We start from the raw sequence: 12,563 nt of genomic DNA, 5'->3' as shown, positions 1-12,563 counted from the left end.
CACCACAGCGGATCAATTCGGAAATCCGGATACTTACGACAGAAATTTCCGTTGAAATATTTTTTACATTAAATTTCAGATTGTTATGATAATTCTTGGTTGTAACTTAGGCACTCAACCGCCGCCCGCAGCGGGTGGCGGGCGCGATTGAGTGAAGCGAAGGGCTTAATCAAAGCGTTTTAATGAGAAGGGCAGGATGTCCACCGGGGGCGTTTTATCTTCGGCAAACAGTGCAGCAATTTCACCCAATACACTGGCAAACTTGAAACCATGGCCGCTCAGGCCAGTGATAACCATTAAGCGATCGCAGCCTGGCAGCGTATCGATAATAAAGTCCTCATCTGGGCTCATGTCATAACTGCATGCTTCACCGTGTAAACATACTCCTACACCTGGCAAGAATTGGCGCAGGAAATGGAAAACTTCGGTACCGTCACTGGCAAAACTGCCAAAAGGTTTACGCTCTTCAGGCTTATCTATAGGTTGGCCACCATCGTGTTTACCCACCTTCAACCCGTCGTTATCGGCAGGGAAACCATAGTAATGGTTGCCGTCTTGCGCTTCGACAGTAAAGGCTGGGAACCGGTTATTGATACTGTAACGGCCATCGGCCTGATGCCAGGAAAACACTTTACGCAGCGGGGTAACTGGGAGTCGGGGTAGTAGCGCGTTTACCCAGGTACCGGCAGTGACTACGGCCTTGCGCCCCTGAAAGTGGCCTTCAGCGGTAATGACTTCAACACCACCGTCGATAGGATGCACTGCACTGACTGGGCAATTGAACAACTGACTGCAACCGGCGTCTTTCGCGAGCTTGATCAGGCTGGTGATGGCTTTTTCCGAGCGCAGGAACCCTGCATCCGGCTCAAATACGCCGACGTAGCCCTCAGGTGCATTGAATTCCGGCCAGCGCTGGTTTATCTCTTCCGCACTCAAGTTTTGCGTATTGAGTCGGAATTTTTGCGCGCTGTGCTGGGCATTACGAATAAATTCTGATTGCTCCGGCCCCATGTTCAGCACACCGCAATCCTGGAACAACTCTTCACCCGTTTGTTTAATCAGTGCGTTCCATAAGGCTTGGGCACGCAGAATCAACGGAACATATTTTTCGCCTTCGCCGTAGGCATGACGGATGATGCGCGTATCGCCGTGGTGGCTGCCGTTACGGTGTGGGGGCATCGCACTGTCTATCATTAATACTTTAAGGCCGGCCCGTGTCGCATAGTAACCCGCCGCTGCACCTACCGAACCGCTGCCCACAACAATTAAGTCATATTCCACGTGCCATAACCTCTCTGTGACATCTCTCTTATGCCGTCATGATAAAAGGTTGGGCGTCGCAATGCACTTGTTGCACGAGTTACAGGCAAATAAAAAGGCGCCAGGGATAAATACTGGCGCCTTAGGTTTTTGGGTAGAGTGAACTAGTGTTTTTTACGATCAAGGTCCTGGTAATCCGTTGCTTCAATCTTGGCGATGCCAGCTTCTAAGATATTGATTAATTGACGTGCGACATCTGTGGTTAGCCAAAGCGTTCTGTCTACTTGGGCGTCTTCGGGTGTCTGGTCTAGTGAAGACAGGTAATGAAGGCGTATCATCATGGCGTCATAAACGTCGACAGTACTGATATCCCAACCAACAAGCGGGTGTGTCTGAATTACTTCATCATTTCTGTCCATAAAGACCCCTTATTGAGTAGTGACTACCGTGAGTGACTAACGAGGATCAATGCGGCCCATCATCATGTGAGCAATTACAGTATACGCATCTGGTTTCGGTGGTGGAGCTTTTCCCACCTTCTTTTGCAAAATAAATATTTATTTGAGTGATTATTCTACAGGTTCGCTCGCGAAAGAGGGAAGACCAGGTGCTATGTAAGATCAGGTGGGGGGGCGTTTCCGTGTAGCCGTTTTTCTAACTCGGAGGCCAGATGGGCAAAGTGCTGCTGTGTTTCGGCATCGCGATTCTGATTTTGCGATTCCAGCTTTAGGCTGTGGATTAACAATTGGTTGGCTTTGTCATCAAGACCAAAGGCCAGATAGGAGAATGCCACTTCCAACACGCTTAAACGTCGTTTTTGATCGGCGATCAGTGCCAGCAACTCGCCAAACGTCATCGCTTCTTCGTTTCTCACTTTGTCTGGGGCCATGTCAAATACCTCCTGTTAAAGCATTCAGTACAGACCAGATAAAGGGTTTCTTCCAGCAAAAAATTAAACCCCCTTCGCCAGGCTTCAAATACAAAAAAGCCGGAGAGCGACCCCCGGCAAAAACTACATTGCAGTATTATTCTGCGCTAAACCAATCGTCAGCACTTTCCCAGGTTTCCTGGAGGATGTCTGCGATCAGGTCTTTATCTGTTTTGAGACCGCCAAGTACCGAGAGCCCGTTTGAGCCGGCATAACGTACCTGAACCACGGTGTCTGGAAATTGGCGATTGACTCGCTTGCTCAGTTCGCCGGTCAGAGCCTCTATGGCCCCTGACGGTAGTGGTTTGGTTTTATCTATAGTGACTTCAACACGCATAATTGCCCCCGAAGCGATTTACTGGATATTTATACAGTTAACCGCGGCCGGGGGCAAGAGGCTACGTTAAAAAAAGATGCTTACGCCTTCACTGACCAGTTCAGGCTCTCTCCTGCCAGGAAGGGCACTACCGTTTCGTCACCCATGAGGATCTCTTCCGGCTGGGTGGTCGGGACGCGTTGCAGCTCGATAAAATCGGTATTGACCGGCAAACCATAAAAACGCGGGCCATTCAGTGAGCAGAATGCTTCCAGATGCTCTAGTGCGCCCAGTTGTTCAAATACGCTGGCGTAGGCCGGGATGGCGTTAGGGGCATTGAATACACCTGCACAGCCACAGCTTGATTCCTTACGGTGTTTGGCATGCGGGGCAGAGTCGGTGCCGAGGAAGAAGCGATCTGAGCCGCTGGCAACCGCTTTGCGCAATGCATCCTGATGAATGTTGCGCTTAAGGATAGGCAGGCAGAACAGGTGCGGGCGGATGCCACCAACCAGCATGTGGTTACGGTTAAACATGAGGTGCTGTGGAGTGATAGTGGCGCCAAGGAATCGATTGCCTTCCTGCACATATTGGGCCGCTTCTTTGGTGGTGATGTGCTCGAAGACGATTTTCAGTTCTGGGAACTGTTGACGAATTGGCTCCATAACCTGCTCAATAAAACGAGCCTCGCGATCGAAAATATCAACGGCGGCATCGGTCACTTCACCATGAATCAACAGCGGCATGCCGATTTTCTGCATTTTTTCGAACAGCGGGTAGATAGCTTTCACATCGCTGACACCGTGGCTGGAGTTGGTGGTGGCATTAGCCGGATACAGCTTGGCGGCAGTGAAAACACCTTGTTCGAACCCCGTGACCAGTTCGGTGGCGGCCAGCGAATTCGTCAGGTAGCAGGTCATCAGCGGGGTGAAGCTATGCCCCTGAGGGACTGCTGCCAGAATGCGGTCGCGATAAGCGCGGGCGGCATCGACGGTCGTAATTGGTGGAGCCAGGTTCGGCATCACAATCGCCCGGCCAAAGACCTGACTGGTATAGGGCAAAACCGTTTTCAGCATGTCATCATCACGCAGATGGATGTGCCAGTCGTCAGGGCGGCGGATTTTCAGGGCTTGAGGTTGTGCGGTCATGTTGCAAGGCTCCGGCGGTTAGAAACGGGTCTACATAAAAGCGAATAATGGGGGTTATTCACGCCGGGGTGTAAGGATAAGCTGAAAGCGCTTGCGATGCATCTGTTTGTTCACAGCAAGTTGAAATCAATTGGCTATCAGGCGCATAGTGAGAAGGATTTTAATGGTTCCCGGGTGCAACTGCCGGGTAATCAAGGTTATTCATGTGGAATGGGAGAAAAAAATGGAAGTGCGAGTAATTGCGACCCTACAGGCGAAACCTGAATTTGTATCTGCAGTGAGCGATACGGTACATGAGATTATCGAACCAAGCCGTCGGGAGTTGGGTAACCTGCAATATGATTTGCACCGCGAATTGGAACAGCCAGGCACCTTCGTATTTTTTGAACGCTGGGCAAGCGAAGAGGCATTGGAAAAGCACAATGCCACCGAACATTTTAAGCAATTCGTCAGCCAGCTTGATGGCAAACTTGATTCGCTGGATATCAAACGCCTGAAGAAAATTGCCTGAGCCGATTTTGTTGCAATAAAAAACCCGCCTTATGGCGGGTTTTTTGATCGGAGCAGATTACGTTAATCGTTAACCGGCTGCGGTTTGGTTGCCGGTGCGGTGGCTTGGTTCGCCGCCGCATGGCCACCGGCGGAACCTTTACCTTCGAAGTTGAAGGTAGGGCGCTGCCAATCACTGTGTTGCTGCTGTTCCGGCACATAATCCGGTGCAGGGGCCTTGGTCATTGGTGCCGTTGCGATATGCTTGTACAGCGGTGCGGGTTGCTGCTGTACAACAGACACTTTTTCTTCAACAACGGTTGGAGCAACAACGGCCTGCACAGGCTCGACAGCGGCTTCCGGTTCTGCGACCACGGATGCCTGCTCGGCAACAAACGTGTCTTCAGTAACGGTAGTCACTGCGGTGTCCACAACGGGCGTTTCTTCCACCTCTGGGGCAGTTTCAACTGTTGGCGCTTCTTCAACCACTGGAGCGGCCTCAACCACTGGCGCGACTTCAGCTGCAGCCGTTTCTTCTACGGCCGGTGCCTCAACCACAGGTGCTGCGGTGATTTCCTCAGCCTGAGCCGTGATAATCGGCTTAACGGTTTCAACAACCGGTTGGGTTTCTGCTTCAAGTGCTTCAACTGCAACGTCTGGCGCACTAACGGCTTGTACGGCGGTTTCAACGACCGCTGGTGCGGTTACGCTGACGGCTTCCGGTGCCATGACATTGTCAGTAGCGATCTCGATAGCTTCCGCCTGAACTTCAGCTTCTTCAATCACTTGCGCAGTCTGTGTGACAGGGTAACTTACCCAGACCTTGCCTGAGGCCATTTCCGGAGAGGCGAAAGCCCCAGCCAATGGCATTGGCGACTGAGTAGGGTAACGCTCATCACGGTAACGGCGACGACGTTGACCACTGACGCGCAGGTGGCGCGGAGAACGGCGTGAGCGGCGTGGCATGCCGTTTTCGCCGTTAGCGCGGTTATCACCTTGAGCATCATCTTCGGCCTGCGCCTCGAGGGTTTCAGGCAGCAGTTTAACGCTGTCTTCAACCTGGGCAGGCTTCACGTCCTGAGCTTTTGCTACTGGCGCTTTGGGTGCCAATAATTCTTCCGCTGCGCGATGCAGTTCTTCTTCCGCAGACAATACACGAACTTTCTGTGGCAGATTACGACGCTGACGGCGCTGCATGTTCTGCATCTGACGTTCTTCGAGATCTTCGTCATTGCTGGTGCTGGCCGTGGTGGTCTCTACGCTTTCAAGCGCGGCCACTTCCTGCTGAGCCTGACGTTTTTCTTCCTGACGACGACGCTGACGCTCGGCACGTTGATCACGGCGTTGTTGCTGCTCTTCACGCTGTGCTTTTGCGGCCTCTTCAGACTGTGGCTCATCGACCGGTGCAGTGGCTTGTGGCGCATTGCGGCGGTTGCGGCGCTGTTCATCACGTACTTCACGTGTTTCGCGGCCTTCGCGGTTGTCACGTGGTTCGCGATTTTCACGCGGTTCACGGTTATCGCGATCACGGTTGTCACCACGTTCTTTACGCTCGCCACGTTCTGGACGATCGCCACGCTCACCGCGTTCTTTACGACCAGTACCTTGACGGCGTTGACCGCGACGATCCTGGCGGCGGTTTTCACCGTTACCTTCTTGCTTCGGTGCTTCAACAACGGGTTTGGCTTCGACAACAGGCTGTTCTTCACCAGCAAACAGCGCTTTCAGGCCACCGAACAGACGGCCTAACAGGCCCGGTTTTGCAGCAACTGGCGCGGCTTGTTTGGTTGCAGTAACGGTGGCGGTAGACTTCGCCACTGCCGGTTCTTCAGCCGGTGGTGGTGCGTCAGCAGCCAGAGAGAACGAAGCCAGCGCTGGCTGCTCTGGGCGTTTACGCTCCATCGGAGCATCTTCCAGCGGCTGAGCCATTTCTTCTTCGTGCAGTTTCGGCAACAGGTAGCTCAGGGTTGGTGTCTCTTCACCCTTACGCACGCGCAGCACAGAGTAATGCGGGGTTTGCATTTGATCGTTCGGCACGATGATCGCTTTCACGCCACCCTGACGTTTCTCGATCGCGCTCACCGATTCACGCTTTTCGTTCAGCAGGTAAGAAGCAACCTGAACTGGCACGATAGCGTGAACTTCTTTGGTGTTTTCTTTCAGCGCTTCTTCTTCGATCAGACGAAGAATGGACAGAGCCAGTGATTCGTTATCACGGATGGTGCCGGTGCCGTTACAGCGTGGGCAGACGTGATGGCTGGATTCGCCTAACGACGGGCTGAGGCGCTGACGCGACATCTCAAGCAGGCCGAAACGGGAAATGCGACCGATTTGGATACGCGCGCGGTCTTGACGAACGGCATCACGCAGGCGGTTTTCCACTTCACGTTGATGACGAACCGGGGTCATATCGATAAAGTCGATAACGATCAGGCCGCCGAGGTCACGCAAGCGTAACTGGCGAGCGATCTCGTCCGCGGCTTCCAGGTTAGTGTTGAACGCCGTTTCTTCGATATCGCCGCCACGAGTTGCACGCGCGGAGTTAATATCGATAGCGGTCAGTGCTTCCGTGGAGTCGATAACAATCGAGCCGCCGGAAGGCAGGCGCACTTCACGCTGGAAAGCGGATTCGATTTGAGATTCGATTTGGTAGTGGCTGAACAGTGGGATCTCACCGCTGTACAGTTTGATTTTGCTGCTGAAATCCGGGCGACCCAAGGCAGCAATGTGCTCTTTGGCCAGATCGAGAATTTTGGGATTGTCGATCAGGATTTCGCCGATGTCTGGGCGCAGATAGTCGCGGAATGCACGCACGATGACGTTGCTTTCCTGATGGATCAGGAAGGGGGCAGAGCGGCCTTCAGCGGCTTTTTTGATGGCTTCCCAGTGCTTCAGGCGGAAAGACAGATCCCACTGCAGCGCATCGGCAGATTTACCAACGCCTGCGGTACGAACAATCAGACCCATGCCATCAGGCAGTTGCAGGGACGAAAGCGCTTCTTTCAACTCGGTACGGTCGTCACCTTCGATGCGGCGTGAAATACCACCGGCACGAGGGTTGTTCGGCATCAGTACCAAATAACTGCCCGCCAGGCTGATGAAGGTGGTTAAGGCTGCGCCTTTGTTGCCACGTTCTTCTTTATCAACCTGAACGATCACTTCCTGGCCTTCGCGCAGCACATCTTTGATGTTAGGGCGACCATGAGAAGAGTAGTTACTTGGGAAGTATTCGCGGGCGATTTCTTTAAGAGGGAGGAAACCATGTCGTTCGGCGCCGTAATCAACGAACGCTGCTTCAAGACTTGGTTCTATACGAGTGATTTTACCTTTGTAAATATTCGCTTTTTTCTGTTCATGACCCGGACTTTCAATATCCAAATCATACAGCCGCTGTCCATCTACGAGGGCAACACGCAACTCTTCCTGCTGAGTTGCGTTAATCAACATTCTTTTCATCTTAACTTACTCGTTATTTTTACATTATCGACAAAGCTGCGGGCAAAATAACCTCATGGCCGGATTAAAACCGAAAACCCCGTGTCTTCTCGCAAAGTCGTCAACCTCACGGTTGTCGCCTGCATAGGGGCGCATTATCTCGGTAAGCCTGTATTTCTTTGTGAAAAACAGCACTTTTACTAGGGGAATAGCCTCTGATTTACGTCGACAGATCTGATTCCGTTTGCCGGCCAAGCTGCAACCCGCAGCCCGCTAATTGTTTGATTTCACATTACGTCTTACGCCATTGCTGCGTTTTTGTGCCATCAGACAAATTTTATAATTCCACAGTTTTCCCTGTTTAACGAGAATCAACGTGGAAAGTAAACACATTATTCCACTGCTGATACGGTTATAGCAAGGTGACTTTTCCTTAACTGCGGAAGAAATCGCAAACGTTCAAACCGGCTTGCTGCCTTATTGTCCGCCAAGGTTTCCCCCACAGTCAGAGAGACAGTTAAGCACATAAAAAGAAGTGGCGCTATTTACGCGCTCTATTTAGAATCCTGCTCCATGAAAACGAACATTCCTGCAGTACAATTAATCACGATTTCCGATGACGAAGCTGGTCAACGAATCGACAACTTTCTGCTTGCTCGCCTCAAAGGCGTGCCGAAGAGCATGATTTACCGCATCGTGCGCAAAGGCGAAGTACGGGTCAATAAGGGGCGCATTAAGGTTGAATATAAACTGGCGCCTGGCGACATCGTACGTATACCGCCAGTGCGGGTAGCCGAGCGTGAAGATACCCCCGTTTCCGCCAAGCTGGACAAAGTCGCCGCATTGGCAGATTGCATTCTGTATGAAGATGATCATCTGTTGTTGCTGAACAAACCCTCAGGTACTGCCGTACACGGTGGAAGCGGCCTGAGTTTTGGCGTGATCGAAGCGTTGCGCGCGTTGCGTCCTGAAGCGCGCTTCCTGGAACTGGTGCACCGATTGGACCGTGACACCTCGGGTGTATTGCTGGTGGCGAAAAAACGTTCTGCATTACGTTCACTGCACGAACAGTTGCGGCTGAAAGGGATGCAGAAAGATTATCTGGCCTTGGTACGCGGTCAATGGCAGTCGCATTGCAAAGCTGTTCAGGCACCCCTGTTGAAAAACATTTTGCAAAGTGGCGAGCGCATTGTGCGTGTCAACAGCGAAGGCAAACCGTCGGAAACGCGCTTCAAGGTGGAGGAACGTTTTGAGCATGCAACGCTGGTCAAGGCTAGCCCAATCACTGGGCGTACCCATCAGATTCGTGTTCATGCCCTGCATGCCGGGCATCCGATAGCCTTTGACGATCGCTATGGCGATCGTGAGTTCGATCGCCAATTGGCAGGTACCGGGCTTAAGCGTCTGTTCCTGCACGCGGCTGCGCTACGTTTCGAACACCCGGGCACCGGCGAGACGATGCGTATCGAAGCGCCAATGGACCAAGAGTTACGCCACTGCCTGCAGGTATTGCGCAAGCAGTCAAAAGCCCAGTAAACCGTGTTTTATGCCAGCGGGTTGATACCTTCAGCCCGCAGCATCTCTAACAGTGAGATCAGTGGCAGACCAATCAACGCATTCGGATCCCGTCCTTCCAGTTTGTCGAACAATGCAATCCCCAAACCTTCGCTTTTAAAACTGCCTGCACAGTTGAGCGGTTGTTCAAGGCGCACATAGGTGGTGATTTCAAGGTCGCTCAATGTACGAAAATGCACATGGAAAGGTTCGCATATTGCTTGCAGGTGGTTATTGCGGCTGTTGTATAACGCCAGGCCGGTATAAAAGGTGACCGTTTTGCCACTGGCCTGACGCAACTGTGTGCGGGCGTTGTCCTCGGTGTGTGGTTTTCCGGTGATTTTTCCATCGAGCACGCAGACCTGATCGGAACCGATAATCAGAGTGTCAGGGTAGGCGAGGGCCAATGCTTGAGCCTTCGCGGCCGCCAATCGTAGCACCAGCGCCTCTGCGGTTTCTCCGGCCTGCGGGGCTTCATCGACGTGCGGTGCGGCACAGATAAAAGGAAGATGCAGCTTTTCCAGCAGCATCTTGCGGTAGCTCGAGGTGGAGGCAAGGAGTAGTCTCTGCATAATTTTTTTCGTAAACCGTAGCGTAAATAGAGTGGGCATTTTAAACTGTCCGCCGCTGAGGAAGCGAATATTGGTGAAAGGTGCCGTTTTAAGGCCTTTTTCTTTGACTCTATGTCGTTACAAAGTTAATATGCGCGCCCTATGCAAAAGGTAAAATTACCCTTGACCATTGATGCGGTACGTACCGCTCAGAAACGATTGGACTATGTTGGTTCCTATTCGCCTGAGCAGGTTACACGTGTCGCCGCCTCTGTGGTCAGTGTGGACAGTGATGTTGAGGTCTCGTTATCTTTTAATATCGATAACCAGCGCCTCGCGGTGATAACAGGGCATGCGGACGTCCAGGTAATGCTGATGTGCCAACGCTGTGGAGTTCCGTTCGAGCATCATGTACACACAACATATTGTTTTAGCCCGGTCGTCAATGATGAGCAGGCTGAGGCATTACCGGGAGCGTACGAGCCGATCGAAGTCGATGAGTTTGGCGAAGTCGATCTGTTGGCAATGATTGAAGATGAAATTATTCTTTCACTGCCTGTCGTCCCGGTACATGAATCTGAACACTGTGAAGTGTCCGAAGCGGACATGGTCTTTGGCAAACTGCCTGCAGAGGCGGAGAAACCAAACCCATTTGCCGTATTAGCCAGTTTAAAGCGTAAGTAATTAAGGAGTAAGGTCCATGGCCGTACAACAAAATAAACCAACCCGTTCCAAGCGTGGCATGCGTCGTTCACACGATGCCCTGACCACCACCACTTTGTCTGTTGATGCGACTTCCGGTGAAACTCATCGTCGTCACCACATCACTGCCGACGGTTTCTACCGCGGTCGCAAGGTTATCGGCTAAGTAGCGGTACCTTGACTCGTCTAACCCTGGCGTTAGATGCAATGGGCGGGGACTTCGGTCCCTGCGTCACAGTGCCTGCTTCATTGCAGGCACTGGCCTCTAATTTACAGCTTCATCTTCTGCTGGTCGGCAATCCCGACACCCTCTCTCCTTTACTTGCCAAAGCCGATCCAGTTCTTCTGGAACGTTTGCAAGTCGTGCCCGCTGAATCAGTGATTGCCGGCGACGCCAAACCCTCACAAGCGATACGCGCCAGCCGTGGTACTTCTATGCGCGTTGCGCTTGAATTGACCAAAAATGGTGATGCGCAAGGCTGTGTCAGCGCGGGTAATACAGGTGCGTTGATGGGGTTGGCGAAAATGCTGATTAAGCCGCTGGACGGTATTGAGCGCCCTGCACTGATGACGGTGATCCCGAATCAGTTAGGCGGTAAAACCGTCGTGTTGGATCTCGGTGCCAATGTCGAATGCGACAGCACCATGTTAGTCCAGTTTGCGGTGATGGGCGCGGTGATGGCCGAAGAGGTCGTGGGGATTGCGCAACCACGCGTGGCGCTGCTGAATATTGGTGAAGAAGAAACCAAAGGCCTGGATAATATCCGCGAAGCGGCCGCCGTGCTAAAAAATACGCCGGCAATCAACTATATTGGTTACCTGGAAGGCAACGATCTTCTCACCGGTAAAACCGATGTGATGGTTTGCGACGGCTTTGTGGGTAACGTCACCCTGAAAACCATGGAAGGGGTGGTAAGAGTCTTTTTATCGCTACTGAAGTCATCCGGAGACGGTGGCAAACAGGCGTGGTGGTTAAAATTGTTAGGCCGTTGGTTGCAAAAGCGGGTGGTAAAGCGGTTCGGCCACCTGAACCCCGACCAGTATAATGGCGCATGTCTGTTAGGATTGCGCAGCACCGTAATCAAGAGCCACGGCGCTGCGAACCCACACGCGTTTGCAGTTGCAATCGAACAGGCTGTGCAGGCGGTGCAGCGGCAAGTCCCTGACAGGATTGCTGCGCGCCTTGAAGCTGTATTACCTAAGAGTGACTGATCGTACATGTATACAAAGATTCTCGGTACGGGGAGTTATTTACCCGTACAAGTGCGCACCAACGCTGACCTAGAAAAAATGGTGGATACCTCTGACGAGTGGATCGTCTCACGTACGGGTATCCGTGAACGCCGTATCGCCGCTGCTGACGAAACCGTTGCGACGATGGGCTTCCATGCGGCTGAAAAAGCGCTGGAAATGGCTGGTGTGGCTAAAGAAGATATCGGGTTGATCGTAGTGGCTACCACTACCTCGAGCCACGCATTCCCAAGTTCTGCCTGCCAGGTGCAGCAGATGCTTGGCATTAAAGACTGTGCCGCCTTCGATCTGGCCGCAGCTTGTGCCGGTTTTACCTATGCGTTGAGTGTCGCCGATCAGTACGTTAAGAATGGCGCGGTTAAACACGCATTGGTGATCGGCGCGGATGTGCTGTCGCGCACCTTGGATCCGCAAGATCGTGGCACTATCATCCTGTTTGGTGATGGTGCAGGTGCAGTTTTGCTGGGGGCCTCAGAAGAGCCTGGCATTCTTTCGACCCACCTGCATGCCGACGGCAGTTACGGTGGTCTGCTGACGTTACCGTTCAAGGATCGTCAAGAGCAGGACAAACCGGCTTACGTCACTATGGCCGGTAATGAAGTATTCAAAGTTGCGGTTACCGAGTTGGCGCACATCGTTGATGAAACGTTGCAGGCTAATAATCTGGATCGCAGCGCGCTGGATTGGTTGGTACCACACCAGGCCAATTTGCGCATTATCAGCGCAACGGCGAAAAAACTGGGTATGGGGCTGGATAAAGTGGTAGTGACGCTCGATCGTCACGGTAACACTTCTGCCGCCTCTGTCCCTGCAGCGCTCGACGAAGCGGTGCGTGATGGGCGGATCCAGCGCGGCCAACTGGTGCTGTTGGAAGCCTTTGGCGGCGGCTTTACCTGGGGCTCGGCGCTGGTTCGTTTCTGATTAACAGG

The 12,563-nt window shown here is 52.6% G+C and carries 13 protein-coding genes; 6 read left to right on the top strand and 7 right to left on the bottom strand.

Features of this window, described 5'->3' with window-relative positions:
• Window positions 1–165: 165 nt before the first annotated feature.
• The 5 genes from solA to pyrC form a co-directional block, all read right to left on the bottom strand.
• Window positions 166–1,281: an N-methyl-L-tryptophan oxidase gene (solA, locus tag AC2FC2_RS03870; protein ID WP_490658778.1), complete on the bottom strand. Its 1,116-nt coding sequence runs from the start codon at window positions 1,279–1,281 to the stop codon at window positions 166–168.
• Window positions 1,282–1,424: 143 nt separating this feature from the next.
• Window positions 1,425–1,679 (bottom strand): biofilm formation regulator BssS, encoded by a 255-nt coding sequence (gene bssS / locus AC2FC2_RS03865; protein WP_037423884.1) that lies wholly within the window; start codon window positions 1,677–1,679, stop codon window positions 1,425–1,427.
• Window positions 1,680–1,870: 191 nt separating this feature from the next.
• Entirely contained in the window at window positions 1,871–2,149 is a 279-nt protein-coding gene (locus AC2FC2_RS03860; protein ID WP_209632724.1) for a hypothetical protein, read from the bottom strand.
• 136 nt (window positions 2,150–2,285) lie between these two features.
• Window positions 2,286–2,525 carry a DNA damage-inducible protein I gene (gene dinI, locus AC2FC2_RS03855; RefSeq protein ID WP_037423878.1) on the bottom strand — a complete coding sequence of 80 codons (240 nt, stop codon included), beginning with the start codon at window positions 2,523–2,525 and terminating at the stop codon, window positions 2,286–2,288.
• A gap of 80 nt (window positions 2,526–2,605) precedes the next feature.
• Window positions 2,606–3,652 (bottom strand): dihydroorotase, encoded by a 1,047-nt coding sequence (gene pyrC / locus AC2FC2_RS03850; RefSeq protein ID WP_490658777.1) that lies wholly within the window; start codon window positions 3,650–3,652, stop codon window positions 2,606–2,608.
• A 223-nt stretch (window positions 3,653–3,875) separates the two neighbouring features.
• Between pyrC and AC2FC2_RS03845 the strand changes: the two genes are divergently transcribed.
• On the top strand, window positions 3,876–4,163 hold the full coding sequence (locus AC2FC2_RS03845) for a putative quinol monooxygenase (RefSeq protein WP_209634167.1): 288 nt from the start codon (window positions 3,876–3,878) through the stop codon (window positions 4,161–4,163).
• A gap of 62 nt (window positions 4,164–4,225) precedes the next feature.
• On the opposite strand, the gene rne is transcribed toward AC2FC2_RS03845, so the two are convergent.
• Window positions 4,226–7,597: a ribonuclease E gene (gene rne, locus AC2FC2_RS03840; RefSeq protein WP_490658776.1), complete on the bottom strand. Its 3,372-nt coding sequence runs from the start codon at window positions 7,595–7,597 to the stop codon at window positions 4,226–4,228.
• Window positions 7,598–8,149: 552 nt separating this feature from the next.
• Here rne and rluC point away from each other — a divergent pair.
• Window positions 8,150–9,112 (top strand): 23S rRNA pseudouridine(955/2504/2580) synthase RluC, encoded by a 963-nt coding sequence (rluC, locus tag AC2FC2_RS03835; RefSeq protein ID WP_209632727.1) that lies wholly within the window; start codon window positions 8,150–8,152, stop codon window positions 9,110–9,112.
• 8 nt (window positions 9,113–9,120) lie between these two features.
• Here rluC and AC2FC2_RS03830 read toward each other — a convergent pair whose 3' ends face one another.
• Window positions 9,121–9,702: a Maf family protein gene (locus tag AC2FC2_RS03830; RefSeq protein WP_209632728.1), complete on the bottom strand. Its 582-nt coding sequence runs from the start codon at window positions 9,700–9,702 to the stop codon at window positions 9,121–9,123.
• 141 nt (window positions 9,703–9,843) lie between these two features.
• Between AC2FC2_RS03830 and yceD the strand changes: the two genes are divergently transcribed.
• Genes yceD through AC2FC2_RS03810 form a run of 4 tightly spaced genes read left to right on the top strand, consistent with a single transcriptional unit; the run spans window position 9,844 to window position 12,555 of the window.
• Window positions 9,844–10,365 (top strand): 23S rRNA accumulation protein YceD, encoded by a 522-nt coding sequence (gene yceD / locus AC2FC2_RS03825; protein ID WP_037423869.1) that lies wholly within the window; start codon window positions 9,844–9,846, stop codon window positions 10,363–10,365.
• A 16-nt stretch (window positions 10,366–10,381) separates the two neighbouring features.
• Complete coding sequence (gene rpmF, locus AC2FC2_RS03820; protein ID WP_004943042.1) at window positions 10,382–10,549, top strand: 50S ribosomal protein L32; 168 nt, start codon at window positions 10,382–10,384, stop codon at window positions 10,547–10,549.
• A gap of 11 nt (window positions 10,550–10,560) precedes the next feature.
• Window positions 10,561–11,595 (top strand): phosphate acyltransferase PlsX, encoded by a 1,035-nt coding sequence (plsX, locus tag AC2FC2_RS03815; protein ID WP_209632729.1) that lies wholly within the window; start codon window positions 10,561–10,563, stop codon window positions 11,593–11,595.
• A gap of 6 nt (window positions 11,596–11,601) precedes the next feature.
• Window positions 11,602–12,555, top strand: a complete 954-nt coding sequence (locus tag AC2FC2_RS03810) for a beta-ketoacyl-ACP synthase III (RefSeq protein ID WP_037423865.1) — start codon at window positions 11,602–11,604, stop codon at window positions 12,553–12,555.
• Window positions 12,556–12,563: the final 8 nt, after the last annotated feature.

It is taken from the genome of Serratia sp. CoH_122_TC_1 (genome assembly GCF_058191755.1).
This window is presented reverse-complemented; position numbering and strand designations above follow the sequence as displayed.

Excerpts from the sequence above, each read along its gene's own strand:
- bssS (WP_037423884.1), bottom strand. The coding sequence starts at position 1,679 with ATGGACAGAAATGATGAAGTAATTCAGACACACCCGCTTGTTGGTTGG.
- AC2FC2_RS03860 (WP_209632724.1), bottom strand. The coding sequence starts at position 2,149 with ATGGCCCCAGACAAAGTGAGAAACGAAGAAGCGATGACGTTTGGCGAG.
- dinI (WP_037423878.1), bottom strand. The coding sequence starts at position 2,525 with ATGCGTGTTGAAGTCACTATAGATAAAACCAAACCACTACCGTCAGGG.
- pyrC (WP_490658777.1), bottom strand. The coding sequence starts at position 3,652 with ATGACCGCACAACCTCAAGCCCTGAAAATCCGCCGCCCTGACGACTGG.
- AC2FC2_RS03845 (WP_209634167.1), top strand. The coding sequence starts at position 3,876 with ATGGAAGTGCGAGTAATTGCGACCCTACAGGCGAAACCTGAATTTGTA.
- rne (WP_490658776.1), bottom strand. The coding sequence starts at position 7,597 with ATGAAAAGAATGTTGATTAACGCAACTCAGCAGGAAGAGTTGCGTGTT.
- rluC (WP_209632727.1), top strand. The coding sequence starts at position 8,150 with ATGAAAACGAACATTCCTGCAGTACAATTAATCACGATTTCCGATGAC.
- AC2FC2_RS03830 (WP_209632728.1), bottom strand. The coding sequence starts at position 9,702 with ATGCAGAGACTACTCCTTGCCTCCACCTCGAGCTACCGCAAGATGCTG.
- yceD (WP_037423869.1), top strand. The coding sequence starts at position 9,844 with ATGCAAAAGGTAAAATTACCCTTGACCATTGATGCGGTACGTACCGCT.
- rpmF (WP_004943042.1), top strand. The coding sequence starts at position 10,382 with ATGGCCGTACAACAAAATAAACCAACCCGTTCCAAGCGTGGCATGCGT.
- AC2FC2_RS03810 (WP_037423865.1), top strand. The coding sequence starts at position 11,602 with ATGTATACAAAGATTCTCGGTACGGGGAGTTATTTACCCGTACAAGTG.